Raw genomic sequence first — 26,280 nt, 5'->3', positions numbered from 1 at the left:
GGAGGTATCGCCATGGAAGTCTGTGACCTCCCCCTGATGGACCAGGTGTGCGGTGCTGTCGACTTCGTCTCCAACCCCGCCGGGTCCGTCACCGACGGCATCGGGGCATGGATCGCGAAGTCGGCGGGTGAACTGGCCGCCAGCGCCGCGGATCTCGCCGCGAAGACGGTCAACGCGACCACCGCCATCGATCTCAACGCCGGATGGTTCCGAGACAACTACGAACTCCTGCTCCCCATCGGGCTCGCCCTGACCGTCGGCACCTTCTGCATCCAGTTGATGTTCGCGGCCTGGCGACGGGACGAACGCGCCCTGGCCCAGGCCGCCATCGGCACGATGACCGGCGTCCTTTTCAGCTTCAGCGCCATCGCCTTCACGACCGTCGCCATCACCGTCGTCGACGCGCTGTCCGACGGCCTGTTCAAGGCGGCCAACAGCTCCGTTGACGACGCGATCCGCCGGGTGGTGAAGGTCAACCAACTGGGGGCCATGTACGGCCTCGGGTGGGGAGTCCCGGCCCTGGTCGCCCTCGGATGCGCCATCGGCGCGTTCCTGTACTGGGGAGTGATGGTCGCCCGTAAGGCCGGCGTCCTGATCCTGGTCGCCCTCGCCGTCTTCGCCGGATCCGGCGGCGGCTGGGAAGTCGCCAAACGATGGCGGCGCGGCTGGATCGAGGCCACCGCCACACTGATCGTCTCGAAACTCCTGATGACCGTCGTCTTCCTCATCGGCGTCTCGGCGATGGGCAAATCGGATGCCCACGACGGCCTGGCCGCACTGTCCGACGCCATGGCGGGCATCGTCGTGATGGTACTGGTCCTGTTGTGCCCGTACGCGACCTACAAGTTCGTCCACTGGGCCAGCGACGGAGGCGGCCACGACGACCTGCACCGCACCGGCGTCGCCGGCATGGCCGTCGCCGCAGGGGCCGCGAAGACCGCGGGCAGCCTGGCGATGCAGGTCGGCACCGGCACTCCCGCACCGCAAGGTCCACGCCAGGTCCCCGGCACGGGCAGCGACGGCGTCGTCTCCGGCATCAACCCCACCGGCGGCAACCTCAGCAAGGAGGGCATCGCCGCCGGGCCGTCCAAGCCACGGACCAGCTTCCGTTACGGCGAAGACCCCAACGCCTCCGGCGACAAGGGGCGCGCCCTGATCCAGCGCCCCGGCATCCCTCCGCTCATCACCCGGCCCGGCGAGGGTGCGTCGAAAGGTTCCGAAGAAGCCGTCCCAGCAGGGCAGTTCACCGCCACGTCGACTCCGGGCGGCACCATGACCCGCGTCGGCTCCGCGCCGTCCGCCGGCCCCGTACCCGGAGGAACGAGCAGCCCCGGAGCGCCACCGCCGTCCGCCACGGGTCCCTCGGCGACGGGCTCCCCGACGCCGACGAGCTGGCTGTGCCCCGAACAGCCGCCTTCCCGGCCCTGACCAGCCGTAATCAGGGGCGGGCCGCGCACGCGGCCCGCCCCCGTACCCCCACCATCTCCGATCACCGATCGCCCGAACGGAGCCCCGCCATGACCTCCAGAAGAGCGCCGCACACCCCGCCCTCCGCCCGCTCCCACCGTCTGGAACCACCATGTCCGACAAGTCCGAGGCCGAAGCCACCACGGCCGCCGTGAAATTCCCGCACCGCTCACGGCGCGGCATCCTGCTCGGCCTGACCGCCCCGCAACTGATCGCCGTCAGCCTCACCGGCCTCCTTCTCCTCGGCGTGATCCTCGCCCGTGGCGTGGTCGGTGCCCTCGAACTCGTTCCCCTCTGGGCCGCCATCGCCCTCCTCGTCTTCGTCCGCCACCGAGGCCGGGCCCTGGCCGACTGGGCTCCGATCGTCACCCGGTACGTACTGCGCCGGATGCGAGGCCAGTTGATCTGGCTCGCCCGGCCCTCTCGCCGCCCGAACCGCGAAGGGCTGCTCCACCTGCCCGGCACCGCGGCGAGCCTGCGTGTGGTCACCGCCCCCGACCGCCGGTACGGTGCGGTCCACGACCCCCACACCGGCACCCTGACCGCCGTCGTCAAGGTCTCCTCCCGCGCCTACGCTCTGCTCGACCCCGGCACCCAGAACGCCAACGTCAACGGCTGGGGGCGGGCACTGGCCGCGCTCGCCCGCACCGGCCAGGTCGCCCGTATCCAGGTGATCGAGCGCACCGTCCCGGACTCCGGCGACACCCTGCGCCGGTACTGGGAGGAGCACGGCCGGCCCGACGCACCCGTGGCCGGCGCGATCTACAGCGAGCTGATCCAGAGCGCGGGCCCGGCCGCGGCACCGCACGAGGCGTACGTCGCGGTGTCCCTCGACGCCAAGGCGGCACGGCGGCTGATCAACCAGGCCGGCGGCGGCCTCACCGGGGCCTTCAGCGTCCTGGCACAGCTGACCTCGACCTTCGATCAGGCCGCACGCACCGCCGGACTCAACCCCACCGGCTGGCTCGCCGCCCGCGAGATCGCGCCCGTCGTACGAACGGCGTACGACCCCAAGGCGCTCGCGCCGCTGGACCGTTGGTCCACCGCCGGTCGCCCGGAGGCCGAGCCATCCGCCGCCGGCCCCGTCGTGGTCGTCGAGAAGGCGAACCACATCATGACCGACTCGGCCGTCCACACCACGTACTGGGTGGAGAACTGGCCCCGCACCGAAACCTCGGCGGGCTTCCTGCACCAGCTCCTCTTCACTGCCGGGGTCCGGCGCACCCTGTCGCTGTCGTACGAGCCCAAGGGGCTGGAGGCCGCGCTGCGGGATGTCCAGCGCAGGAAGGCCAGCGTGATCGCCGATGCCGCCGAGCGAGCTCGGCGGGGGCAGGTCGACTCCGAAGCGGACTCGATCGAGTACCAGGACATCAAGTCCCGGGAGCGCCAGCTCATCGCGGGCCACGCGGATGTCGCCCTGACCGGCCTGCTGACCGTCTCGGCCGACTCCGAGGAGGAACTCCGCTCCGCCTGCGCGGTCGTGGAGACCGCGGCCGTCGGCGCCCAGCTCGACCTCCGGCCGCTCACCTGGCAGCAGGCCGAAGCGTTCACCGCCGCCGCCATGCCGCTCGCCCTCACCGTCTGACGCCGGCCTTCCCTTCCTCCGAATGAGCAGCGCCATGTCCCGCACCGCCAGTCCGATCGCGCAGGACTTCGTGCCCTTCGCCACCGCCGCACTCGATTTCCACCGCACGCTCAACATTCCGGGCGGCCCCCTCGTCACCACCCGCGCCGAGCTGGACGCCCTGCACGCCCATCTCGTCTCGCTGTACGGCCTGCTCGACGCCCATGCCGCCCGTACCGGCCGGCTCGTCCCGGTCGAGGGCGAGCACCTCCGCGCCGTACGCATCCGGATCTGGCAGGCCGCCGACCACGTCCACGCCGCGTACCACGCCGCACCCCGGCCGGACTCCGGCGAGGTGCCCGACCGCGAGGCGTGCCGGGCGGGCCTGCCCGAAGGGGCGCCGGAGCTGACCGTCTGCCAGCGCCACCAGCGCACCGCGCACCTGGTGCGCCGCCGCATCACCCCGGCCGAGCTGCACACGCCGTTCACCGGTCTCGTACGCCGCTGACCTCACCTTCCGTCCGGAGAAACCCTCATGCCCCGCACCCGCGCCACCGCCTCCCCTCTGTTCGTCCCCCGCAAGGCATCACGCACCGAACAGCGAGCGACCCGCGCCGGTTTCGCCGAGGCCCGCCGTCAGGCCCGCCTCGCCGGAACCCCGCCGCGACGTCGCGCCGAGGAGACCTCCGACCCGGAACTGCGCCCGACCTACCCACCGTCCGGACGCCCCGGCCCCTCCTCGGCACGGGGCGGCAAGCTCACCCTGCCCACCCACCGCATGACCACAGCCACCGTCAGCGGCGCCTACCCGTTCCTCGCGGAGGGCGGCCTGGGCGCCGAGGGGATCTTCATCGGACGGGACGTACACGCGGAGGCCGCGTTCTGCTACGACCCGTTCTCGCTGTACAGCAGCGGGCGGATCGAGGGCTTCACGAACCCGAACGCCGTCCTGGCCGGGATCATCGGCATGGGCAAGTCCGCGCTGGCCAAGTCGATAGCCACCCGGGCGATCGCCCACGGCTACCGGGTCTACGTGCCCTGCGACCCCAAGGGCGAGTGGACGGCCGTCGCGCAGGCGCTCGGAGGCTACAGCATCGCGCTCGGGCCGGGGCTTCCGGGTCGGCTGAACCCCCTGGACGCTCCGGCCCGGCCCGCTTCGGTGAGCGAGGGCGACTGGTCGACCGAGGTCCGAAAGCGCCGCCTCCTGCTCCTGGCCGGCCTGGCGCGCACCGTGCTGAAGCGCGATCTCCTGCCGATGGAGCACACCGCTCTAGACCTCGCGCTCGACCTGGTGGTCGCCGAGGCCGACGCCAGGGGCACGGTGCCGCTGCTCGGCGAGATCGCGCATGCCCTCGGCTCGCCCGAGCGCCTCGACCGGGCCCTCGGCGACCAGGCCGGACGTATGGGACCCGCCGCACAGGACCTCGCGCACGCCCTGCGCCGACTGGTGCACGGCGATCTGAGCGGCATGTTCGACGCTCCGTCGACGGTGGCCTTCGACCCGACCACCCCGATGCTCTCCATCGACCTCTCCCGGCTCGGCGGCTCCGGCGACGACACCGCCCTGGTCCTGGCCATGACCTGCGCATCAGCATGGATGGAGAGCGCCCTCGCCGACCCCGACGGCGGCCGACGCTGGGTGATCTACGACGAGGCGTGGCGGGTGATGCGCCATGTCGGCCTGCTCGAACGCATGCAGTCGCAGTGGAAGCTCTCCCGTGGGCTCGGCATCGCGAACCTCATGGTCATCCACCGTCTCAGCGACCTGCTCAGCGCGGGCGACGCGGGGTCACGCGGGCGAGTTCTGGCCGAGGGCCTCCTCGCCGACTGCTCCACCCGCATCATCTACCGCCAGGAACCCGACCAACTCGCCGCCGCTGCCTCGCTCCTCGGCCTGACCGGCATCGAGACCCAGGCGGTATCCGCCCTGACCAAAGGCCGGGGCCTGTGGAAGGTCGCGGGTCGGAGCTTCATCACCCAACACATCCTGCATCCGGCTGAGCGCGAGCTGTTCGACACCGATGCCCGCATGGCGGCCTAGGCCAACCAAACCTACCGGTACGGGAGTTACCTGTCGGCACTGAGTGGAGGTCTCTTGGAAACCGGTGGGGAACATCCCCTCGACCCCCTCGAACTACTCCCCGTCCTGGGCAAATCCGGTCGCTTATCAGCACTTTCCGGCAGGGCCAAATCTCAGATTCGGCAGACCCTCTCTCCGACGGTCCGCCCCCACACCCAGGAGTCCTACGTGCCTGCTCCTTCCATCACCATCACATCCGAGTTCAGTGGCAGCGTCGTGGCAAAGGGGGCCACCGACGATCTCTCCGCCTCGCTCCTGAAGCACGCCGGCTTCCAGCAGATCGACGACTGGTACGGACGACGTCATCGCCTCCCCACCACCATCCCCATCGCTGACAAGGTCGCCATCGCCACCCACGCGGCCGAGATGCTCCGCGCCGCCCGCTACAGCGTCGACCTCGCGCCTTCCCTGGATACGGCCCGGATGAGTACTCCGGCACACCCCCTCGGGCCCTACGCCGCCGGAGCGGAACTCCTCCAGATCACGGACCGGATCAGGGCGGCCGAGAACGGGCCCGACCTCCGGCGAGCGGTCGAGCACCTCCTTCATCCCGAGCACGGCGCCCTGGAGCGCGTGCGCGAAGCACTGGAGGCGGCGGGCGAGCAGATCAACGGCCTCGACAACGAGGCGTACGCACTCGCCGACCGGTTCGACACCGCCTCGGAGTTCGTCATCTCGGCGCAGTCGGAACTCGTCGACTCCGACGCCGAGCTGCGTCAGGTCGGCAAAGTGCAGCAGCCTCCGGTCGCGACGCGAGCGCCCTCCGCCAGGCTGGCCGACCCTGCGGGCGTTGCCTTGGCCACGTCGCCGGCTGCGGCGAAGGCCAAGGTCTCCCCGGCCCACGGCGACGAAGCGGCGCATCCCAGCGCGGGTCGTATGCCCGCCGCACACCCCTGGTCTGCGGCGGTGATCCCGCCGCCCGCGGCGCCGCCGATGACGGGCAGGAGGTAGGCCCGTGAGCTGCAAGAGAACCGAGCGCGCCCCGCCCCCGCCCGCTCGCACACCCAAGGAACCGCCGTGTCTTCCCCGCGCACCAGCGCGCCTTCGACCACCACCGGGTCGGACGCGCTCCTCTATCTCCTGTTCGGCGTCCTCGGCGCCGCCATGGCCTGCGGCTCCCTCGCCTGGCTGACCGGTAACCTCACCAACTCCTTCGTCGGCAGCGGCCCATGGGCCCCGTTCCACGCCACCGACGCCCTGGTGCACCCCGAGGTGCTGTGGCCGGGCCTGAGCGCCAACGCGTTGCTGATCGGCGCCCGGGTAGCCCCGGCCCTGCTCACTCTGGCCCTGGCCACCACCGGCGTACTCCTTTGGATGCGCTGGCGCTCCGGTTCCAAGGCCGGTCTCGCTCGCAAGGGAGACCTGGCGCCGCTGCTGGACAAGGAGATCACCGCCAAGGCGAAGGACCTGCGGCCATCCCTCATCGACCGGGAGCGTAAAAGAGGTCGCCCCTGCCGACCGCGGCATCCTGCTCGGCACCCTCGCCCCGGGGCGGGCAGAGGTCCGCGCTTCCTGGGAGGACGTGATCGTCGCGATCATGGCCCCGCGCAGCGGGAAGACCTCCGGGCTGGCGATCCCGGCGATTCTCGCGGCGCCCGGCCCGGTCCTGCTCACCAGTAACAAGGCCGCGAACGACGCCTTCACCGCGACGGTGGACGCTCGGGGCGAGGTCGGTGCGATCTGGACGCTCGACCCGCAGCAGATCGCGCACCATCCGCGCGAGATGTGGTGGGACATCCTCGCCGACGCGCGCGACCTGGCCGGGGCGAAGCGTTTGGCCGGGCACTTCGTCGCCGCGAGCGTGGACGAGTCGAACGGATCCGACTTCTGGTCCACCGCCGCGAGCAACACGCTCGGTGCGCTGTTCCTCGCCGCCGCCAGTCACCGCCGCCCGATCACCGATGCCCTGGCCTGGCTCGCCTCCCCGGCCGACCGGACCCCGGTCGATCTGCTCACCGACGCCGGCCACGACGCGGTCGCCGCCCAGCTCCAGGGCACGGTCTCCGGCGCGACCGAGACACGCGACGGGATCTACGAGACGGCGCGGCAGTACGCGAGCTGCCTGCTCGACCCGGATATCGCGGCATGGGTCACGCCGGACAAGGACCTCCCCGAGTTCAAGCCCCTCTCCTTCGCCACGTCCCGCGACACCTTGTATCTGCTCAGCAAGGACGGCGGCGGCAGCGCGGGCGCGATCATCGCCGCGGCGGCCGACGCCGTGATGCGCGCGGCCGTGGTCGTCGCCGAACGCTCCGGCGGACGGCTCGACCCGCCTGCCCTGTGCGTCCTCGACGAGGCCGCGAACGTGTGCAAGATCAGCGATCTTCCCGACCTCTACAGCCACTTGGGAAGCCGGGGCGTCATCCCGATGACGATCCTCCAGTCCTACCGGCAGGGCCAGCGATGCTGGGGCGAGGCCGGCATGGATGCCCTCTGGTCCGCCGCCACCATCAAGATCATCGGTTCGGGCATCGACGACGCCGACTTCGCCGACCGGCTCAGCAGGCAGGTCGGTGACCACGATGTCCAGACCACCTCGGTGTCGACCAACAACGGCGGCAAGTCCACCTCCGTGAGTATGCGCACCGAGCGGATCCTGCCGCCCGACGCGATCCGTGCGCTGCCCAAGGGCAAGGCGCTGCTCCTGGCCACCGGCATCCGGGTCGCCATGCTCGACCTCCGCCCCTGGTACAAGGAGCCCTCCGCGAAGGTGGTCGGCCCGGCCTCCGCCCGCGCGACGAAGGCCATCACCGAGCGGGCCCTGGCGAAGACCCACGGCCGCGACGGCTTCGGGCTGTCGTCGTGAGTGCGCCCATGCCGCCTACCGGGCTGCTCGTACGCGCGCCGGTCGCCGACCTCCGTGCCCGGGAGAGCGGGCTTCCCGCCCCCGGCACAGGGAGGCGGGGATGAACCCGTTGCTCGCTGCTGAGCAGGCGCTGCTCGGTTCGGTCCTCCTCGACCCGGGCCAGCTCTCGCGCCTTGACCGGCTCGCTCCGGATCACTTCCACCGGCCAGTCCACCAGGCGCTGTTCACCGCATTGCGCAAGCTACGAAATGACGGCCACCCCGCGTTGTCCGAGCGGCCCGTACCGCTGTCGTGGGTGACCGACGCGGTCGACGAGGCCGGCCTTCACGTACGGGGGCTGACCACGGTGTACGCCCACTCCCTGGTCTCGGCCTGCCCGCGTCCCGCGCATGCTCCGGTGTACGGCCGCATGGTGCTGGAGGGCGCGATCCATCGCAGCATCGCGGAGCACGCCATCCGTCTCCATCAAGCGGCCCGCGCCGACGCCCTCCAGGGTGGCGTCGAGGGAGCCCTGCACCGCGCGGATGTCCTGATCGGGGCACTCCGTGATCTCGCGCGGCGTTGGGGAACCGAAACGCGCCCCGTCGCGCCCGCTACGCCGCCGACCACCACCCCGGTCGCGCGACAACCCGCTCTGGCCGACCGGATCGCCGAGGACGAGCAGATCCTTCTGGCCGTCCTCGCCGAGCAGCCGAAGTCCCTGGACGACGTGGCCGGCTGGCTACGGCCGGGCGACTTCGCCGACCGCGCCCATGGGCAGATCTACCGCTGCCTCGGCGCGCTGCGTCATCGAGGCGAGCCCATCGATCGGATCACCCTGCTCTGGGAGGCCCAGCGGCGGGGCCTGCTGGCCGACGGGACGCTCTCCGGCGACCAGCTCACTGCCGTCTGCGACGGCGTCGAGCCTGGCAGTGCCGAACGGCTCGGCGAGGTGGTGATGCGCTCCTCGGTCACCCGGACAGCGGCAACTGCCGCGCGTGCCATCCGGGCCCTGGCGGAGAACGACGCTCTGGCCCCTGGTCAGCTCATCAACCACGCCCTGCACGCGCTTGGTCCGCTCGACGACGTACGTACCCGCTGGCAGTCCGCGAACGGCGGCCCCGCCCCGGCGCCGCCCGCCCCGACTTCCACGCCGAACAGGCCGTCCTCCGCGCGGATTCACGCTGCCCTCGCCCGCAGCACACCACGCTCAGCCGCGCCGCCGCCGGCCCTGCCTCGTCCCGCCCCCAACCCGGCCGCCGTACGGCCGCCCTCTCGCGGGCCTATCTGAAATCCCCCCTTTCTCGCCCTTCGTCCTCTCCTTCTTGGGATCCACCATGAACCACACCTCTGTTTCCGATGCCCGGGCCCTACGAACCGCCGCCTCAGCCTTCGACGCCCAGCGCGGCAAGCTCCCGGATCCCGGCGACCTCCGCAGCTCACGCAGCCTCGTCGGCATCGCCCTGCGCGAGGCCGCCGATTCCCTTCACTCCGCATCGGCGGTGGTTTCAGCCCCGTCCGTACGGCTCCAGGCCGCCCTCAGCCGGTCCACACCCCCAGCTCCCGCTCCCTCTTCGCCTGGTGCCACCGTCCCGGCGGCAGCAGTTCCCGCCGACCGGATCGCCCGGAGCCGGTGACATGGGGAGCAGCATCACGCGCCGTCCGCTGATCGGCTCGCTCTGCTCCGGGTACGGCGGGCTGGACCTCGGAGTCCTGGGTGCCCTCGGCGGCACGCCGGCCTGGCACGCCGAGGTCGATCCTGGCGCCTCCCGCATCCTGGCCCGGCACTGGCCCGGGGTGCCCAACCTGGGCGACATCACGACCGTCGACTGGTTCCTCGTCCCCCGGGTGTGCGTCCTGACTGCGGGTTTCCCCTGTCAAAGACGTCTCGGTCGCCGGCCGCCGGGCCGGACTCAACTCCCAGACCCGCTCCGGGCTCTGGCTGCACGTCGCCCGTGCGGTCGAGGCCCTCCGACCCTGCCTGGTTGTGATCGAGAATGTACGCGGCCTCCTCACCTCCCCCGCCGGTTCCCCTGGCGACGTGGAACCCTGCCCGTGGTGTCTGGGAGACACCCCAGGTCAGCCTCCTCTGCGGGCACTCGGTGCCGTACTCGGCTCCCTGGCCGACCTCCGGTACGACGCGAAGTGGCTCGTGCTTCGCGCCTCCGACATCGGAGCCCCGCACCGCCGCGAGCGCACCTTCCTCGCCGCCTGGCCCGCCGAACGCCCTGCTCAAGACGCCGACCAGCAACATCGCGAAGAACGGCGGCTCGCAACACCCGTCCAAGAGGAAGAGCGGGGGCCACGGCCCGAACCTGGCCGACGAGGTCGAGTGGCTCCTTCTGCCGACCCCGAAGGCGTCGGATGGGATCAAGGGCTCGCCCAACCAACGCCATGGCAACGGGGACATGACCCTGCCGAGTGCGGCGGCGTCGCTGCTGCCCACGCCGCAGGCCGGCCACCCGGGCAGCCGGGGACGCCGACCGGGCGAGACGTCGCGTCCTCCCTCGCCGGCAGTGGTCCTGCCGCTCTGGACGACATCGGCTCCGGGGGCGGGGGAGCCGACCGACGGTGGGGAGCGTACGCAGCCGCCATCACCCGATGGGAGACGCTCACCCGCCCCGCGCCGCCGCCCACCGACGCGGCCGGACGGCTCCGTGCCGACTTCGTGGAGTGGATGCAGGGCCTGGACCCCGGCTGGGTCACCGCCACGCCAGGACTCGGACGGCCGGCTCAGCTCACCGCGCTCGGCAACGGCGTCGTGCCCCAACAGGCCACCCGAGCGGTGCGGTTGTTGTCCCCGCCCTTCCCGCGTTGCCCTCGCTGCACGGCGGCGTAGCGCCTCACTACCCGGTTTTCCCGGCCGGGCCAAACCGTGGAATCTCCGGATCCTCTCCCCCACGCCGCCGTCCTACAGATGGAGCACAACCCCGTGTCCGACCCCAGCACGACCGCCCCCGGCCCGGAGCCGTTCCGCGTCCCCGACGGGGATCTCAACGATCTCGCCAGCACCCTCGCCAAGACCATGGCCGAGGTCAGGCAGCATGGCGCCCTCCTCGACCGACTGAGCTCCGAGCCCGCTCCCGCACCTGCCACATCCCCTCCGGCCGACGATGTTCCAGCCTCGGAGGCAGCCGACGCCGCGCCGGAGGACGGCCCCACGTCGGTGTTCATCCTCGCCCTGGGCGAGGAGGCGTACGCCGCGGAACTCGCGGCCCTCAGTGACTGGGTGAACTACCTCTTCCTCCCGGTGTACGGCCGGGAGATCAGCACCAGCCGCCCGTGGTGCGCGCAGTGGCACGAGCACCCGGAGGCCGTCGCCCGGCTCCATGCCCTCTGGCTCGCGTGGCAGCAGCTCACCGACGCCGAGGCCGGCCTGTCCGGCCCTTCGACCTGGCACCGCGACCACCTGGACCAAGCCCTCGTACACCTCCGCGCCGCCGACGGCCCGTTCGGCGCGTGCACCACCAGCCCCAGCCGACTCAACCACCGCGTACTGGCCACACCGGCCCCCGCCCTCACGGGGGCCGCCTCGTGACCCGCGAAGTCGACCTCCGTCTCGACGGCCTCGCGCCGGTCGACGACGCCTCCGCGTTTGCGTACGGGGGAATCTGGCCCAGTGCTCTGACGCCCATCGTCGAGTACCACACGAACCCGACCGGGATACGCAGCTACCTGGCCGCCCACGATGATTCGGTGGCCTGGGGCACTCCGAGCGACCCCCAGATCATCGCCATCAGCATCGAACGTGACTACGACCGGGACACATTCACCTTCGAGACCGCATATCACGCCACCGTGTCCTTCGCTCAGAACTGGCTGATCGAGCACGGGGGCCCGCCCGAGCGGATTGCCCAGGTCAGCGACGCCTTCAAGAAGCCTGCCGACAATCTCACCACACAGGTCGAGCAGAAGCTCCGCACATCGGGCGCCCGCTACAAGGTCCTCGACAGCCACACCTCGGACTACGGCCCGTACGAGACGTGGACATTGACCCGCGACACCGGTGCTGCCCAGGCACCGGTTCGTGTCTTCCTCGAAGCGGAGGACTTCAACGCGCGCGCCTACACGCTGCGTGAGGGCGCCTTCGCCGACGAGGACGCCGCCCGGCGATGGCTGACCGGCCGGGACAGCCCGCTGCCGCAGCCGCCGGAGTACGGCAGTGAGAACGCCGCCCTCCGGACCCGCGCCGCCCTCACCCGGTCGGCCGGCGCCTCCGCGACACCGAAAGCCGGCATCGACACCCCCGACGCTCCGTCGGCTGGAACAGCCCAGCGGCCGGCCCCTCGGAGGCTGATGTGAGCCGCGCCCGCTTCGCCTTCGCCGCGCACCCCGACGCCATCGCAGATCTGCGGGCACTTCCCGATGAGATACGCGACTTGGCGCTGCTGGAGCTACAGAACCTGGTCCACGGAAGCGACGACTGCCTGCCCCTGAAGGGGCGCCTCGCGGGCTTCCACAAGGTCTATGTGGACCCGTCCGTCTCCTACCGGATGGTCATCCAGTTCCGCCCGGCCCCGCCGTCCTCGCACCACAAGCGCGAGATCTATCTCGTCGCCGCAGGCAGCCGAAAGGACTACGCGGTCTACCGCTCCGCTCACCTCCGCACGGGTCCTCACCCGGACGCCGAGAGCGCTTCCGCCATCGAGGCGCGGGTGCGAGCCGCCCGCTCCCGCTCTCCCCGCGCTGACGACCGGCCGACGGCCGCACCGACAACTCCCCCGGCGCCGGCCCCGCACGCCGCCACTTCCCGAAAGGCCCTCCACCGATGACCGTCGCCCGCTCTCCCCTGGCCCGTACCGAACTGGCAGACCTCCTCACCAGTGCCGCGCAGAGCGTCTCCGGCATCCTTGCCGCCGAGTACCCGACGGCCGCCGGCCGCTCCTACCTTCATCCCGTACTGGGAACCCTCTCGGCCGGCCCCCGAGTGATCTGCGAACTGAACGACCGGCTCGAAGACTTCGTAACCGACGAGCCGCTCCCCACCACACCCGCGGGTCTCTTCGCTCTGGCTTCCTACGCCTCCGCGCTGGGCTGGCTCACCGAGTCCCTCGCCGAACTGACCGCCTCGGTGGAACAGATCTGCGCGCGCGTGGGCATCCCCACAGGACGACCGGCCCCAGAATGTGCCGCGCCCACCGACGCGGAGCACGACATCGAATTCGACTTCGCCTTCAGCACCGAGGAGTTGGTGGCGATCCGCACTGCCGCCGAGGCGGCCGGCCTCACCCCGGACGACTACGTCGAGGTGCTCTCCGACTCCCTGCTCGCGGCTTCCCGGATCACCGACGCCTGCAAGGAGATCTCCAGCGGCCTGCTCGAAGACGCCGCGTACGTCCTCAACGAGGCGACCGACCGTGTCTGGATCGGCGACGGCCCCGACAGCCTTCCCACTCTCGTCCGTTCACTGCTCGCCCGGATGAAGGCTGCCGAATGAACCCCGTGACGCGACCGACACCCCCGTGCCCGCCGCGCTACCGAGCAGCGTCAAGCACCAGTACAGCCGCCCGCTGAGAGAACCACGGCGCGGCGACGTCTCCAGCCGCGTCCCCCGGCCTCCACTGACCACCGGCCCCGTGGGCGGTCGAGCAGCCCGCTCCGCCGCGCACGCGGGCGCGTTCCCTTCCCCTACGCTCCGGAGCCTCGACCATGAGCACCCACCAGTCCTACGGCCAGGACCCGTACCAAGAGGTGCTGGTCAGTCCCCGCTACCTGGCCGGTTCCAACGGCACCGGCGACGCCGGCTTCGCCCCCGTCGCCAACTGGCCGCACCACTACCTCGACGAAGGCCCCTGTCAGCTCCTGGTCACCTCGCCCGACCGGAGGATCAGCATCGGCTGGTTCGGCGACGACTTCGAGCTGTGGAAAATCGCCGCGTCCAAGGAGGCCGTCTCCGCGCCCCGCTGGACGGCAACGTTCAACCACGTCACCCCGGCCGAGATAGTCGCAGGGCTCACCACCACGTTGGCTCATGACTACGCCGAAGCCGATGCCTACGACGGCAACGCCCGCTTTCTCGCGAGCCCGTCCTATCACTGGGCTGACGCGGTCCGGCCACTGACCGAGGCCGGCTGGACCCGTGACGGCGGGGCCGAGCGGGGCACCGTCGAGATCATCGCACCCGACGGACAGGCGGGCGTCCTGATCGACAACCGCCTCTCCGACTGGGACGACGAAACCATCACACTGTGGGCGGGGCCACCGGGGTGGGGCACGCGCGCCGAGGCGGGCTTCACCGCCCTCACCCCCTCCCATCTGATCGCCGCGACGGCAGCAGCCATGGCCGATCAGACCCCGGTGATACGCGAACGGCACCAGCTCCACCCCCAGATGGAACACCTGGTCACCCTGACTCCCGCCATACCGCCCGCCCCTCGGGTTCCTCGCGCTCCGACCCCGCTCGACGTCCGCCGCACCGCTGTCACCCAGGCGGTTCACCGCGCCGCCCGTGTCCCTCAGACAGCCGCCAACCTCAGGGTCATGGCCGCCCGCAGCCGCACGGACCTCTCCGGCCGGCACCGGCCGAACCCCGCACCCGCCCTCGGACCCGGCCCCCAGAGCATTTCTTCGAGCCCGCGCCGCAGCCGCTGACCGCCTGGCCCAGGCCGTCCACTTCTGCCCGAAACAGCACCTCCGAACGCCGGGAGTCCCGCCCTGCCCGACACCACCGCACTCGACCAGGCCACAGCCATGATCGAGGAAGCCTGGGGCCTCCCGATCGACGCCCTGGAACCCCTCGCCGTCCGCCTTCCGAGCCAGGACCCGCTCCTGCGCTCGGCCATGCACATCCGCTCGACCATGGTCGTCACCGACAACGCCGTGACCGTGTATCGGAACCGTCTGCACACCCTCACCCGGCCTGGCCACTTGTCGCACTTCTACGACCTGGAACGGCTCACCAGTTCAGCGGCGGACCTCCGTGTTGCCCAAGCGGAGAGCCAGGCTTCCCTGCGGGCCATCAGCCACGTGATCGAAGCGCGCGAAGCCACCGCGACCGCAGACCGGGCCCCAGCAGCCCGACTGGCCCAGGCCGCTGTCGCCCGCTCCGGGCACGCACCGCGCGCTGTGGGGCAGTCACCCGACCAGACCGCTCCTCCAGCCACTGTCGGGCCGTCGGCGGCCGGGCGGGGGCCGTACCGCTGACGGGTCAGGCGCGGTCCTCGTCACGGTGGGCGTCCCAGACGCCGGAGTCCACCGCGCGGGCCAGCTCCTCCAGCGTCAACTCGACGCGACGCCCGTCCGCGACCCGCTCCTCCACCACCCCTTCGTCTCCCCGTCCGCCGGCCTGCGCACCGACAGCCCACTGGCCGTCAGCGACCATCGCGATGTCGCCCACCCTCCACGGCCGCCCGGCAGAACGGATCTTGCGCTCCAGCCCGGCCCCGTCCCAGTACCCGCTCGGCCCCGTGATCCCGGCTCCCCCTTCGGCCTCGTGCGGCCCGCTGCCGCAACCGGGTTTACGACAACCCGGCTCGCCGATCCATTCCCCAAGGCCGCGGTCCCTTCCCCGACGGCCGCCGGTTCGCCCACGGCAGACGCCGCTCTCCCGAACAGGACTACGTACTTCGGCACTTCTCATGCCAACGTACAGGTGTCGGGAAAACCGCAGGTCAACGAAGGGATCGCGCGCCACCGTGAACGTCCCCGCCACCCTCCTGCCCGCTGTCGTCCGCCCGGCCGTCGAGGAGCGCCGCTGGCTCTCCTCCGACCACTGCGCCGACTCCGTGCTCGACCTCCTCACCACCCTTGGCCGGGCCGTCATCGACACCCCGGAGGCCAACATCCACGCGACGAGCCCAGACGGCCGTGTCTACGTCGGCTGGCTTCCCGAGGACACCACCGCCTGGAAGCGCGGCACCGTCCGGCAGGTCCGGGTGCAGCCCACCGCAGGCGACCCGTGGGTCCAGGAGTTCGGCCTCCACACGCCCTCCGAGGCCGTCGCCGGATTCATAGCCGCCCTCGTCGCCCACCACTGACCACGTCTCCGCACCCTGCTTCGAACAACACCGACCCGGCAAGGAGTTACGGCCGTACGGATGCTCTTGGCCACTCGCCCCGGCTACCGCCGTACATGCGCTTACGCCCGGCGCTGCACCTGCTACTACATACCCGGTCAATATGGCCGCCGCGCCAAGACCATCCGCCGTCGCACTGCCCGTCGCGCCGAACAACGCCAGTGGCGGCGAGACCAGGCGGAATGACCGTGCACAACCGGCAACCGCTCCTAAAACAACCCGTTCCCCGGAGATTCCAGTGCCCCACTACCCGACCGTCGGCCACCTGTTGCGCCAGCTCCAGGACCTCGACCCCGGCCTGCCGATCCGTCTTGCCGTCAACCCGGACTTTCCCTTCGCCCACTACCTGGGAGCGGAGGTCGTCGTCCGGGACGGCACGGCGTTCATCGCCGACGACGGCCAGGAGGACTACCTCCCCACAACAGTCAGCAACGCCCTCGGCTGGGCCTGAACCATTCACCGCACCTCCGGAGGCTCATATCCCGTCACGCACCCCTCCCACGCGCCCTCTTCCCCTGCACAGCCTCGCCGTACGCCCCATGCCGAGCGACGCGCGCGGCGCACTGGTCCAGCGCGTCTCCGCCCTGCCCGACGGACCGCTCGACGTCACCTGGCTCGCCGCCGAACCCCCACGCCTGCCTTTCGGCCGCATCCGCCTGCGCTGGGAACCGGCCCCCATCTCAGGCTGGAACGTCACCGCCCACCTGGGCCTGGCCACCGGCGAGGTCCATCTCGCCTCCTGGCCCGCCGCCCCGGACAACTGGCCCTGCCTGGTCCGCCCCACCCTTTACGAAGTCACCGGCCTCTGCGCAGCCCTGGCCACCGCCACCCGCGCTCTCCGCTCTTGCGGAGACCAATAACCCACCATGCAGTTGGCCGCCTCGGACAATGTACCGAGGCGGCCAACTGCTTCTTTGAAGCGTGGCTACACATTCCCGGAAATGACTCCGCGATGGCGACTTCGCGTCAGGGCCCCCTTTCCCACATCTGATAGCCCGCTGACCGGTAGCCGCATAGGACGCCACGAACCCACCGGGCCAGCAATCAGCCTTCGGCTGACCGGCGGTTCTGTCCACCCATAGAGCTCGTAACACGATCATGAGTGGGTCTTCTTGAGGCGTCTGAAGCAGATCAGGCTGCAGGCGAGGGAGACGAAGGCGTCGTAAAGTTCGGTGCGGCGTTCCCAACGGACTGCGAGGCGCTTGAAGTGGTGGAGCAGGGCGAAGGTCTGCTCGACGACGTAGCGGAGCTTGCCGATGCCTTTGATGTTCGGTGATCCCTTGCGGGAGATGACGGGCAGGATTCGCCGGTGACGGAGCTCGTCACGGTTGGGGTTTGAGTCGTATCCCTTGTCGCCGAGCAGAGCCTCGGGCCGTCTGCGGGGCCGGCCGGGGCGTCCTGCGACGGGTGGGATGCCGTCGACGAGGGCGAGTGTCTGGGTGACGTCGTTGACGTTGGCCGCGGTCGTGATCACCTTCAGCGGAGTGCCACGTACGTCGCAGATCAGGTGGTGTTTGCTGCCCGTCTTCCGCCGGTCGACCGGCGACGGACCGGTGTCGGGTCCCCCTTTTTCGCGCGGATATGGGAGCCATCCACGCATGCCCGGGACCAGTCGAGCTCGCCGGCGGCGTTCAGCTTCGCGAGCAGGATCCGGTGCAGCCGGTCGAAGACCCCTGCTTTCTGCCACCGGTCCAGGCGGCGCCAGCACGTCTGCCCCGAGCCGAACCCCAGCTCCAGCGGCAGCAGTTGCCAGGCTATGTCGTTATAGAGGACGAACAGGATGCCCTGCAGGCAGAGCCGGTCCGACACCGGCCGAGGCCCCTGCGACCGTTCCGGCCACGGCGGCAGCAACGGCTCGATCAACGCCCACAACTCATCGTCCACGATCCACGGTCGAGTACCCACACCTCACGAACGGCCGAATCATCACACCGGTCACGGCCTACCAGGGCATCTCAACAAGATCGTGTTACGAGCTCATAGGCTGCGACCATGCCGTCAGACTCTCGGATGCTGTCCCCACCGTTCCCGTCGCCCGACAACGCCGTGCTCCGAGTGGTCGTCGGCAACGCCATCGCGTCGGTCCCCAACGGAGAAGCCTCGGTGGAGGAGGCGATCCTGCACGCGGCCGTCCACGGCTGGTACGAGGGACACATACAGGGCGAGGACACCTGCCCTGGCCGCGACTTCCGTGGTGTGCTACCGGGGGCACAACAGCCGCAACTGAGCACCTCGCACCATCAGGAGTGCCGGAGCGAGAACAGCGCCTCACCTGACCACCGCATCGAATCACCACAAAAGGAACCAATAGGCCATTGCGCAGATCGAGTTGAGCTCCACAGCAAAAGAATCTTCAATCCACAGGCCGGATCACACGAAGGGGCAGGTCAGAGCCGCTAATTACCCCACCCCCGCACGCCCACCCACTCATCCACCCACCCTCCTGTCCACAGAACTGGCCCAGTTTTCCACAGGAATTCGGACCTTACCCCCAACACCTGTGGAAACCTGCGTGGCTATGCGCTCTCTCAAGTGCCACCATTCCTCCATATGTAGGCGCCGCCGTTCCTGATCGACGGTCGACTACACAACGCCGTCACGCAGGATGGGAGGGCCGAAGAAGTGCCCCCGGCAATGGAAGTTGTCCTGCCAGCGCAGGTCCGTCACAAGTCGGCCATGCGTCGGCTGCACGCATTCATTGATGAAGCAGGAGTCCGCTCGCATAAGCCGAAGGCGAGTGACCACTTCGTCCTGTCCGCCGTCGTCATCGCCGAGGAAAACATCCCTCTGGCGCGCGAGTTCCTGGCTGGCCTTCGACGCGACTTCGGACGTCACCCAGGGGACACTCTCCATTGGCAGAAGTTCAAACACGAGGAACGGGTTCACGCCGCACGTCTACTCGGCGAGCAGGAGTGGCCGACCATCTCATCCGTCGTGGTTGCGAAGAGGCTCCTCCCACCTGAGACTCGCATCCTCAATGAAGATGACGCATACCTTCTCACCGTGCGATACCTGCTTGAACGGCTCTCCTGGTTCGCCCGTGACTGCAGCGCTAGCCTCAGCTACACCCTCGCGCACATTGTCCGTATGGAGGTTGCGAAGCTCCGCCGTTTCGAAGCGCTGCTCCGCGCGGAAGGCTCAGAGACCTGCCGCATTGAATGGACTGCTCTTGATCCCCACGGCGGCTGTATCGACCAGCCAAAGCGCATTGAGATGCTCCAACTCGCCGACATCGCCGCGTCTGCCACCTACAAGGCTTTCGACAAGGACAAGTTTGGCAATACCGAGCGTCGCTACCTCGAACATCTCCACCCCCGACTCTATCGCCGTGGGCAGTCAGCACTGACCTCGTACGGCCTCAAGATGTGCCCTTGGAACGAAACCACAAAGGTCGCTTACCCGTGGATAAGCGACCTTGGGATGCACGTCAGCCGGCTGTAACCGCCCTGGGGCGGGTGCCGCCGAATCCGGTGGCAGACGACCATCCGTGCGTGGTTCCCACTGTAGAGCCAGGCACTGACAAGTCAATCGTCCCGGGGGACGATGCGCCTACCCGAGGCGCCGACAAGTCAGTCGCATTCAAGATCAGCAATGCCCCGCGCCAGGCCCCGGACCTGCAGAAATGTGTTCATTGCTCCAGGTAGGTACCAGCAAATGCCCCATCGAAGCCGAGCGCGGCGAGGCCCTGCTCGACGCTCGGGTAGGTCGTCCCGTCCGGGATGGTGATCAGGGCGTCGAAGTCGGTGCGGGTGATTTCGGGGTCGAGCCATTGGTTGCCGCAGCGGCAGCAGACCCAGATGCTTCGGCCGTGGTTGATGAGGAGCCAGTCGCGTCGGGCGCGGCAGGCGGTGCACATCACGGGGATGCCGCGAAGGGCCAGTTGGCCTGGGTGGCTGAGGCAACGAGTCGCGTCGGGGCCGCTGGGCGGCTGTGCCTCGTACCGGGGCTGTGGTACGGGATCGGATCCGGTAGGGAGGGCGGGGGCCTGCTCTGCTGGGCGGGCAGCGGTTCTGGGCACGTGCGTCATCTCCCGGTGGAGGGCCTTCTGTTTCATCCGTAGCAGCCGGTGAAGTCGGCTGTCCAGGTGTTTCACGGTGGCCGGCAGGGCCTTGATGGTGGCGGACCGCAGGTCAGCGGCGCGTAGGTCGGCTTTGGGGGGCCGGTACGGCGGGGTGGGGCGTTGTCGGGGGTGGAGTCCGGGTGCCTGTTTGGTTGGGGGCGGGCTTGGTTCGACCGGTTCCGGTCTGCGAGGGACCGACGACGGCGGACGGGTGTGCGGGCAGTTGGGCGAGTCGGCGCAGACGCCAGACCAGGACGTCGTTCACATCGTCGGCGGTGTCGAGTTCGCGCATGTCGATGGCCTGCTGGAGAAGGGACTTGGGGTCGTGGCCTGCTTGCTCGGCCTGGGCAAGCGTGGCGGTCAGGACATCGGTCTTCGAGGACGAGTCGGCTGCCCGCAGGACTGCTTCGGGTAGGACGGCGCGGATGGTGGCCTGGTGGGCTCGGCGTTCGGTCACGGGCAGGGTGCGGGCTGTGTCGTGCAGCGCGCGCAGGGAAGTGGCGGCGGCCTGACGGTAGGCGGCTCGAAGATGTTCGGCGGTCTGCTGGGCGGCGTGGGCCTGCTGTGCGTGGCCTCGGGCGGAGTGCCAGCGGGCGGCGGCCAGGGCGACGAGGACCAGGGTGGAGAGGAGCATGGCGGTGGTGCCGCCGTCCTCACCACGACCGAGGGCGCTGCCAGCCTGGATGATGCCCCGGGCTGCCGAGCGGATCGCCCGGGTGTCGGCACGCTCCGCTCGGACGTGGCTGCGGGTGGCGCGCTCGAAGGCGCGGGCGGCGGCGCCCAGTTCGGCGCGAGTGGCGGCCGGGGAGGTCTGTGCGACAGCGTCCAGGAGTTCGCCCACCCCCACAAGTTGGGCTGCGGCTTCGTCTTCGTCACCGTCCAGCAGGATGGCCGCCCGTTCGGCGATGCCCGTGGCGTTGCGTCGTTCCCGGGCAGGCTCGGACCAGCCCGGTCGGCCACTGGTGGCCGTCGCCGGTGTCGTCTGGTCGGCCGGGCCGACGGCCAGACGGCTGCGGATCTTGGGGAGGGAGAGGTCGGGGGCCAGCTTGGAGCCGGGGTACCAGATCGGCTTGCCCTCGCGGTTACGGTCGCCGGGCAGTGCGACGTTGTAGCCGATGGCGTCGCCGGACGGGGCGTATCGGATCTTCACGCGGAGACCTGCCTCGCGGAGCCTGGTGAAGAACTCCTCTTCGGTGACCGTCCCGGTGACGGCTCGGCGTACGGCTTCACGCAAGGTCTCGCGAGGAGCCTCGGGTTGCCCGATGCGCTCGGCCTTGAAACGCTCCGCGCTCGTGGGGGACTTGGCTGCGGTGCCGTCGCCGGGCTTGAGCCGGCGCAGGCCCATCCCTTTCTCTATACGTCGACATTCGGCCTGAGCCTTCTTGAAGTCGTAGTTCATCCTCGGGCGGCGCAGATCGCCCCGGACCATGGTGGCCAGGATGTGGATGTGATCGTCGGCGTGGCGTACGGCGACCCAGCGGCAGCCGTCCGGGTCGCCTTCGGGGGCAAGGTTGACAGCGTGGACCAGGCGGCGGGCGACGGTGTTCCATTCGGCGTCGGTCAGATACCGGTCGCCGGGGTCGGTGCGGACCGAACAGTGCCAGACATGCTGGGCCGGTGCGGTGCTGCCGGCCTGCTTGACCCGCAGGTCGAGTGCTGCCGTGAGCCGCGCCAGGGTCACCTTCGGGTCCGGGTCCGCGCTGGTGTCGCGGCCGGGGTCCGGTGCGAATCCGTCCCAGCTTCCGACCAGGTGGGGGTCGATGTGCTCGTCGCGTTTCCCCGGGCCGTAGAGATAGACGAGGAGGCCGTGGGTACGGGAGCCGCGTCGGACCTTGGGGACCATCAGAGCCGCTTCTTCACCAGGGCATCGGCCGCGTCGTCGGCACGGGCGAGGGTTCGCGTCAAGGCAGTGAGAGCGCGATCGAGTTCGCCGCTGAGAGGCTGTCCGCCCGAGTTGAGAACGTACGCGATCTGGTTGATGTTGTTGCCGATCCTGGAGAGGGCGATGCGCAGTGCGGCCAGCTCGTCGATGGCGGTGTCGAGCTGTTCGTTGGTGTGGACGGTGGTCGAACCGCGGGCGGCGGCGAGGGCGGCAGCGGCGAGGAAACGGGCGACGGTGACGGCGCGCTGCGTGGCGGCGGCGGTGATCTCGGCTTTCTCGCTGTCGGAGAGGCGGATGGTCGTCTTGTGCGTGCGCTCGCTGGGGTTTCGGCTGCGGCGGCGCGGCTTGCGGTCGGGGAACGGCGGGGTGCTCGGTCGCTGCTGTTCACGGCTGGTGGGCCGGTCGGAGGCTTCTCCCCGAAGCGGCGCCCCCTGGTGCCGGGGGTCCGGCTGGTCCCTGTGCGCCCTCGCTCGGGGACCAGCCGGATCTCCCTCGCCCTCCCGGGCGGGGGCAAGTGCGTACGACGGGCCGTAGGACCGTCGTACGCGACAACTTGCTCCGCCAGGAGCCGCCGTGGGGTCACGTTCGGGTCCGGACGTGCTGTCCACCGGGTCGTTGCCGGTCACCGGCTCGCCTCGGGGTCCTCTTGCCGTACCTCTCGGAGGACTTCCTCGATCCAGTCCATCGCCAGCACCGGATGGTGGAGGGTCCAGGGGAGGTCTTCGCGACGGCGTCGCACCGTCCAGATGCCCCGGGGGCCGGGGTCGGCGCGGTAGAGGTGACCGCATTGGTGGAGAACGGTCAGCCAGGACTCGACCTCGGCCGGTGTCGCGGGGTTCGTACGCATGACGGGGTGGTCTCCGGTTCGCTACGCGGGTCGGCGATGTGGGGATCGGGGTGGGTGACCGGCCCGGTCGTCCGGTCCGGTCACCCACCCCCGGGTGCGGGCGGTCAGTTCCGGGAGGCGGTGACCGCGTGTCCGTGCTGCTGACGGAGCTTGATCATCAGGGCGGTCAGGGTGTCGTTGCTCAGCGGGATCTGCTGACCGCGGATCGCTTGGGCGACCACCTTGCGGGTCAGCTTGTCCTCGGCCTTGACCGCTTCCCGCGCGATGTCGAGCAGTTCCTCGGTGTCCGGGTCAGGTCGCCGGGTGGCGGTGACCGGCGTGCCCGGGGCAGTGACCGGCGTCGCGGTGACCGGGTGGTCAGCGACCGGCTTCGAGGTGACCGACTGCCCGGCTTTGAGCCGGCTGTCCGCCGGGGGCCGAGTGACCGCTTGGCCGGTGTCCGGGTGTCCGGGCTGGTCAGCGCCGGTCTCGATGCCACCAGGCGGGCCGGTGTCCGGCTGACCGCCGCCCGGCGAGTCACCTGGCTCGGCCAGTGACCGGCCGTCCGGAGCGCCCTTGTCCAGGGACGGGCGCGGACGGCGGGTCAGAGAAGAGGGCGTCCTCTCCCCGCTGACCTGTCCGACCGGGGGCTTCGGGTGACCGGCTCGGTCGGTCCGAACGGCCGGGGCACGCTCCGGCTGGTCACCCGCCCCGGGCCGACCGGCCGGCCCGAGTCGGTTACTTCGGTCGGTGGCGTTGACCGCTCCCCGGGCTATGAGGATGTAGAGGTGGACCGCTCCGGCCAGGGCGAGCGGAGCGATGGTGGACAGTACGGCGACCACCGTGTCTCCGAGCCTCAGCCCGTGGGCGGCCGGGTTCTCTTGGTTGAGCCGGACAGCGTGCAGCGCGTTCGCCCAGATGCTGGCTGCGGTGGCGGTGCCGAAGAGGGTCCAGACGTACAGCCGGGCGCGCAATGGCGCGTCGCGGAGGACGAGCAGGGCTCGGACCCCGTACGCGATGAAGCCGTCGATCACGAGCGGGAAGAGGTAGGTCAGGAGGCCGCGGATGTGGATCGCGACGGCCATCTGCTGGAGGGCGTCGTACGACAGAGCGCATCCCGCGCCGCCGAGCGCGATGACGACCGTACGGTCCCACCCGGTGATCCGCGCCGTCCTAGGGGCGGTTCCGGTGCTCACGCCGCCGTCCCGAAGTCGCTGCGGCCGAGGTGGTCGTCGTCGGTCCCGGTGGGAAGCATGGGCTCCGGGGTCTGCTCCAGGTCGCGGTTGCGGAGGGCTCGCCGTGTCTCGCGGTACAGCTTCTGGGCGTGCTCCTCGGTGATCTTCAGAAGCCAGGCCAGGCGCTGTTCGGTCAGGCCGTGACGGTAGGCGGCGTGGACGACCGCGCGGCGCTCGGCCTTGGTGAGGTGGACGTCGCGCCCGGCGATGGTGGCGTTGACGCGGCTGTAGTCGAGGCGGCCGGCCAGCTTCTCGTGCAGGGGCCCGCGCTCCTCCTCTGTCAGTCCGCCCCGGATGCCGTCGGTGTCGCCGCTCTCCAGGGCGGCGTCCAGGCAGGTGCGGCGGACCGGGCACTGGTCGCACAGCGACTTGGCGGTGGAAATCTTCTCGGTCTCGTCGGGCTCCGGGAAGAAGATGTCGGGGTCGACCGGGTTGTACTCCGTGCTCTGGCAGACGGCCTCGTCCTGCCAGGTCTGGTCGCCGAGCGACCGGTGGCGGGCAGGGTTGATCGTCGTGGTGGTCATGCGGGTTACTCCGATCGCCCTCCGCGCGCAGGACGTCGGCGGAGGGGTGCGCTGGGTCGGGAGGTGCGTGGCGGCGCTGCGGCGGCGCGCCCACCGGGGGCGGCGTACGGTGCGTCAGGCGGCGGCGCGGTGGCGTCTGCGGTCCACCGGCTCGAACTCGACCCGGTCGGTCATCTGGGCGAGCCTGCTGGTGACTCGGTCGCCGAGGTAGGCGCGGAGATCCTTGATCGCCAGGTTGGTGGTCACCAGGGTCGGCAGCATGAGGTTGTAGCGGCGGTTGACCAGCCGGTACGTCACTTCCTCGACCCACTCGGACGTTTTGGCCGCCCCGAGATCGTCGATCAGCAGCACCGGGCAGCGGCTGACGGCCGCCAGCTCCCGCTCGCTGTCGACACCGGGCCGGGGCCGCAGGTCCGCGTACAGGTCGGCGGCGGTGGTCGCGCGCCAGCGGACTCCGAGGCCCATCCGGACGAGCAGCCGGATCGCGCCGTACGCCTGGTGCGTCTTGCCCGCACCGACCACCCCGGCCAGCAGCAGGCTCGGCCCGGTCGTAGCCTGCCTGCGCGCTCCTGGGCTGGGGGCGACGGCCTGCTCGGCGACTTCCCGGGCCCAGGCCAGGACCTGAGGGTGGTCGGCCTCGGCCTCCCGGTAGCGCGGGGGCATCCCGGCGGACAGGGTCTCCAGCGGCGAGACCGGCTCGGGCTCGGCGGCCAGGTCTTCGACGGAAGCCGGATCGATGTTGCGTGCGGCCAGGATGCGGGCCAGCCGGTCGAGGGTTTCCGCACTGCCGAGGGGCTGCGGTTGGCGGGTACGGGTGCCCATCACAGCTCCTCGGCGTAGGCGGCGGCAGCGTCGACCGGGTTGGTCCATGCCTGGTGGGCGGCGAGATTAGGGCCGAATCCCGGCCGCGCCAAACCGCCGGCGCGGGCGTTCATGGCCTCGTTGACCATGCTGGTCAGCACGCTCGGGTGCTTGGGGTTGGCGGCGAAGAGGCGCAGCCCGGCCCGGATGTCCGCCGGGTCGATGCCTTCGGCGAGGAGCTTCTTGACGACCCGTCCGAGGTGCCCGACCACGTCGTTGGGCGGGCGCTTGTCGCAGGCGCCGACGTACTCGCCGACGAGCTGATGGGCCGAGACGTCGGGGGCGGGCGCTCCGCGCCCCGTAGGGAAGGACGATCCAGGATCCAAGATCCTAGATCCAGGCCCCGAGGACTCTCCGAGGATTCGGGGAGGCTTCGGAGAGTCCTCGGTGAGTGCGGCCTGACCTGTGGTTTTCACCCCTCGCACGTCAGCGATGGCGGCGGGGACGACGAGGCTGTCCTGCTGGACGGTCGGGGCCTCGTCTCTGGCCTCGGCGGCTGTTGGTGAAGGCGGCGCGGGGCGGCCGAGGGCTCGGGGAGGGTTCGACGCGCCCTCAGCGGATCCTCGGTGAGGGGCGGGCGCCGCCTCGGTCCTGTTGGTGCAGATCCCCTTGCAGGGTCCGCACCGGAACGCCGCGTGGTGCTCCGGGCAGGCGGGCAGCCGGGACTGGCTCGGCTTGTCGATCTTCTGATGTTCGGACCAGGTGACGATGTGCAGGTACCGCCTGCCGTCGCAGCCGGTGTAGCGGCAGACGAGACCCGCGTTGGCGAGCTGCTGGAGGTCGTCCTCGACGTGGACGCTGGTGTGCTCGGCGCGCAGGGGCCAGAGGAGCCCCGCGATGATGGCCGCGTTGTCACGGTGACGGCCGTGGTCGTCGGACTGGGTGAGGAGGCCGAAGAAGGTTCGCTCGGCCTCGACGGTCACCTCGGCGAGGGACTCGGAGGTGAATGCCTCCGGTTTGATGGTTCGGATCCGTGCCATG

28 protein-coding genes and 2 pseudogenes are annotated in these 26,280 nt (G+C 70.4%); 19 read left to right on the top strand and 11 right to left on the bottom strand.

What is annotated here, in order from left to right; all coding sequences use genetic code 11:
- Positions 1 to 12 precede the first annotated feature (12 nt).
- From AB0O07_RS19435 to AB0O07_RS19405, 7 genes and pseudogenes are all read left to right on the top strand, one after another.
- Positions 13 to 1,428 carry an ATP-binding protein gene (locus tag AB0O07_RS19435; protein ID WP_365634680.1) on the top strand — a complete coding sequence of 472 codons (1,416 nt, stop codon included), beginning with the start codon at positions 13 to 15 and terminating at the stop codon, positions 1,426 to 1,428.
- A gap of 151 nt (positions 1,429 to 1,579) precedes the next feature.
- Complete coding sequence (locus AB0O07_RS19430; RefSeq protein ID WP_365634677.1) at positions 1,580 to 3,052, top strand: SCO6880 family protein; 1,473 nt, start codon at positions 1,580 to 1,582, stop codon at positions 3,050 to 3,052.
- Between the two features lie 34 nt (positions 3,053 to 3,086).
- Positions 3,087 to 3,539 carry a DUF6238 family protein gene (locus tag AB0O07_RS19425; protein ID WP_365634674.1) on the top strand — a complete coding sequence of 151 codons (453 nt, stop codon included), beginning with the start codon at positions 3,087 to 3,089 and terminating at the stop codon, positions 3,537 to 3,539.
- Between the two features lie 27 nt (positions 3,540 to 3,566).
- Complete coding sequence (locus tag AB0O07_RS19420) at positions 3,567 to 5,072, top strand: ATP-binding protein (protein WP_365634672.1); 1,506 nt, start codon at positions 3,567 to 3,569, stop codon at positions 5,070 to 5,072.
- A 207-nt stretch (positions 5,073 to 5,279) separates the two neighbouring features.
- Positions 5,280 to 6,062 carry a hypothetical protein gene (locus AB0O07_RS19415; protein WP_365634670.1) on the top strand — a complete coding sequence of 261 codons (783 nt, stop codon included), beginning with the start codon at positions 5,280 to 5,282 and terminating at the stop codon, positions 6,060 to 6,062.
- A gap of 66 nt (positions 6,063 to 6,128) precedes the next feature.
- Positions 6,129 to 7,917 (top strand): annotated as a pseudogene (locus tag AB0O07_RS19410) (TraM recognition domain-containing protein).
- 100 nt (positions 7,918 to 8,017) lie between these two features.
- The gene (locus tag AB0O07_RS19405) at positions 8,018 to 9,187 is read left to right on the top strand and encodes a DnaB-like helicase N-terminal domain-containing protein (RefSeq protein WP_365634667.1); all 1,170 of its coding nucleotides are present in this window, start codon (positions 8,018 to 8,020) and stop codon (positions 9,185 to 9,187) included.
- Between the two features lie 248 nt (positions 9,188 to 9,435).
- On the opposite strand, the gene AB0O07_RS19400 is transcribed toward AB0O07_RS19405, so the two are convergent.
- Entirely contained in the window at positions 9,436 to 9,642 is a 207-nt protein-coding gene (locus AB0O07_RS19400) for a hypothetical protein (RefSeq protein WP_365635329.1), read from the bottom strand.
- Between AB0O07_RS19400 and AB0O07_RS19395 the strand changes: the two are divergent.
- The 8 genes and pseudogenes from AB0O07_RS19395 to AB0O07_RS19360 all read left to right on the top strand — a co-directional run.
- Positions 9,595 to 9,717, top strand: a pseudogene (locus AB0O07_RS19395) (DNA methyltransferase); the annotation flags it as partial. The gene AB0O07_RS19400 and the pseudogene AB0O07_RS19395 sit on opposite strands and share 48 nt — an antisense overlap.
- Before the next feature lie 40 nt (positions 9,718 to 9,757).
- Positions 9,758 to 10,735, top strand: a complete 978-nt coding sequence (locus tag AB0O07_RS19390; protein ID WP_365635286.1) for a DNA cytosine methyltransferase — start codon at positions 9,758 to 9,760, stop codon at positions 10,733 to 10,735.
- A 93-nt stretch (positions 10,736 to 10,828) separates the two neighbouring features.
- Complete coding sequence (locus AB0O07_RS19385; protein ID WP_365634664.1) at positions 10,829 to 11,434, top strand: DUF4913 domain-containing protein; 606 nt, start codon at positions 10,829 to 10,831, stop codon at positions 11,432 to 11,434.
- On the top strand, positions 11,431 to 12,198 hold the full coding sequence (locus AB0O07_RS19380) for a glycosyl hydrolase (RefSeq protein WP_365634662.1): 768 nt from the start codon (positions 11,431 to 11,433) through the stop codon (positions 12,196 to 12,198). The genes AB0O07_RS19385 and AB0O07_RS19380 overlap by 4 nt, the downstream gene beginning before the upstream one ends.
- A complete protein-coding gene (locus AB0O07_RS19375) occupies positions 12,195 to 12,668 on the top strand; it encodes a hypothetical protein (protein ID WP_365634659.1) in 474 nt (157 codons plus the stop codon). The genes AB0O07_RS19380 and AB0O07_RS19375 overlap by 4 nt, the downstream gene beginning before the upstream one ends.
- Positions 12,665 to 13,333, top strand: a complete 669-nt coding sequence (locus tag AB0O07_RS19370; protein WP_365634656.1) for a hypothetical protein — start codon at positions 12,665 to 12,667, stop codon at positions 13,331 to 13,333. The genes AB0O07_RS19375 and AB0O07_RS19370 overlap by 4 nt, the downstream gene beginning before the upstream one ends.
- 212 nt (positions 13,334 to 13,545) lie before the next feature.
- On the top strand, positions 13,546 to 14,487 hold the full coding sequence (locus tag AB0O07_RS19365) for a DUF317 domain-containing protein (RefSeq protein WP_365634653.1): 942 nt from the start codon (positions 13,546 to 13,548) through the stop codon (positions 14,485 to 14,487).
- Positions 14,488 to 14,586: 99 nt separating this feature from the next.
- The gene (locus AB0O07_RS19360) at positions 14,587 to 15,039 is read left to right on the top strand and encodes a hypothetical protein (RefSeq protein WP_365634650.1); all 453 of its coding nucleotides are present in this window, start codon (positions 14,587 to 14,589) and stop codon (positions 15,037 to 15,039) included.
- Positions 15,040 to 15,043: 4 nt separating this feature from the next.
- Here the strand turns inward: AB0O07_RS19360 and AB0O07_RS19355 are convergent, their stop codons facing one another.
- On the bottom strand, positions 15,044 to 15,217 hold the full coding sequence (locus tag AB0O07_RS19355; protein WP_365634647.1) for a hypothetical protein: 174 nt from the start codon (positions 15,215 to 15,217) through the stop codon (positions 15,044 to 15,046).
- A gap of 313 nt (positions 15,218 to 15,530) precedes the next feature.
- On the opposite strand from AB0O07_RS19355, the gene AB0O07_RS19350 reads away from it, so the two are divergent.
- The 3 genes from AB0O07_RS19350 to AB0O07_RS19340 all read left to right on the top strand — a co-directional run bounded on the left by AB0O07_RS19350 (position 15,531) and on the right by AB0O07_RS19340 (position 16,771).
- Positions 15,531 to 15,872, top strand: a complete 342-nt coding sequence (locus tag AB0O07_RS19350) for a DUF317 domain-containing protein (RefSeq protein WP_365634644.1) — start codon at positions 15,531 to 15,533, stop codon at positions 15,870 to 15,872.
- Positions 15,873 to 16,149: 277 nt separating this feature from the next.
- On the top strand, positions 16,150 to 16,362 hold the full coding sequence (locus AB0O07_RS19345) for a hypothetical protein (protein WP_365634641.1): 213 nt from the start codon (positions 16,150 to 16,152) through the stop codon (positions 16,360 to 16,362).
- A gap of 88 nt (positions 16,363 to 16,450) precedes the next feature.
- A complete protein-coding gene (locus tag AB0O07_RS19340; protein ID WP_365634638.1) occupies positions 16,451 to 16,771 on the top strand; it encodes an esterase in 321 nt (106 codons plus the stop codon).
- Between the two features lie 236 nt (positions 16,772 to 17,007).
- On the opposite strand, the gene AB0O07_RS19335 is transcribed toward AB0O07_RS19340, so the two are convergent.
- Positions 17,008 to 17,816, bottom strand: a protein-coding gene (locus AB0O07_RS19335; protein ID WP_365634635.1) for an IS5 family transposase whose coding sequence is annotated in 2 segments (ribosomal slippage) — positions 17,008 to 17,496 and positions 17,499 to 17,816 — 807 coding nt in all. Because the reading frame shifts where the segments join, the coding sequence is not laid out codon by codon here.
- A 729-nt stretch (positions 17,817 to 18,545) separates the two neighbouring features.
- On the opposite strand from AB0O07_RS19335, the gene AB0O07_RS19330 reads away from it, so the two are divergent.
- Positions 18,546 to 19,352 (top strand): DUF3800 domain-containing protein, encoded by an 807-nt coding sequence (locus AB0O07_RS19330; RefSeq protein ID WP_365634632.1) that lies wholly within the window; start codon positions 18,546 to 18,548, stop codon positions 19,350 to 19,352.
- A gap of 187 nt (positions 19,353 to 19,539) precedes the next feature.
- Here the strand turns inward: AB0O07_RS19330 and AB0O07_RS19325 are convergent, their stop codons facing one another.
- The 8 genes from AB0O07_RS19325 to AB0O07_RS19290 all read right to left on the bottom strand — a co-directional run bounded on the left by AB0O07_RS19325 (position 19,540) and on the right by AB0O07_RS19290 (position 26,279).
- Entirely contained in the window at positions 19,540 to 19,767 is a 228-nt protein-coding gene (locus AB0O07_RS19325) for a hypothetical protein (RefSeq protein WP_365634629.1), read from the bottom strand.
- A 274-nt stretch (positions 19,768 to 20,041) separates the two neighbouring features.
- Positions 20,042 to 21,814, bottom strand: a complete 1,773-nt coding sequence (locus tag AB0O07_RS19320) for a mobilization protein (RefSeq protein WP_365634627.1) — start codon at positions 21,812 to 21,814, stop codon at positions 20,042 to 20,044.
- Positions 21,814 to 22,479, bottom strand: coding sequence for a MobC family plasmid mobilization relaxosome protein (locus tag AB0O07_RS19315; protein ID WP_365634624.1), 666 nt, complete (start codon positions 22,477 to 22,479; stop codon positions 21,814 to 21,816). The genes AB0O07_RS19320 and AB0O07_RS19315 overlap by 1 nt, the downstream gene beginning before the upstream one ends.
- Entirely contained in the window at positions 22,476 to 22,700 is a 225-nt protein-coding gene (locus AB0O07_RS19310; protein ID WP_365634621.1) for a hypothetical protein, read from the bottom strand. Before AB0O07_RS19310 ends, AB0O07_RS19315 begins: the two co-directional genes overlap by 4 nt.
- A 104-nt stretch (positions 22,701 to 22,804) precedes the next feature.
- Positions 22,805 to 23,875: a DUF2637 domain-containing protein gene (locus tag AB0O07_RS19305; RefSeq protein WP_365634619.1), complete on the bottom strand. Its 1,071-nt coding sequence runs from the start codon at positions 23,873 to 23,875 to the stop codon at positions 22,805 to 22,807.
- Complete coding sequence (locus tag AB0O07_RS19300) at positions 23,872 to 24,438, bottom strand: WhiB family transcriptional regulator (protein WP_365634616.1); 567 nt, start codon at positions 24,436 to 24,438, stop codon at positions 23,872 to 23,874. The genes AB0O07_RS19305 and AB0O07_RS19300 overlap by 4 nt, the downstream gene beginning before the upstream one ends.
- A gap of 114 nt (positions 24,439 to 24,552) precedes the next feature.
- A complete protein-coding gene (locus AB0O07_RS19295; RefSeq protein ID WP_365634613.1) occupies positions 24,553 to 25,260 on the bottom strand; it encodes an ATP-binding protein in 708 nt (235 codons plus the stop codon).
- Positions 25,260 to 26,279 carry a hypothetical protein gene (locus AB0O07_RS19290; RefSeq protein WP_365634610.1) on the bottom strand — a complete coding sequence of 340 codons (1,020 nt, stop codon included), beginning with the start codon at positions 26,277 to 26,279 and terminating at the stop codon, positions 25,260 to 25,262. Before AB0O07_RS19290 ends, AB0O07_RS19295 begins: the two co-directional genes overlap by 1 nt.
- Position 26,280 lies beyond the last annotated feature (1 nt).

Origin of the sequence: Streptomyces sp. NPDC093085 (assembly GCF_040683935.1) — a bacterium.
GTDB lineage: Bacteria > Actinomycetota > Actinomycetes > Streptomycetales > Streptomycetaceae > Streptomyces.
This window is presented reverse-complemented; position numbering and strand designations above follow the sequence as displayed.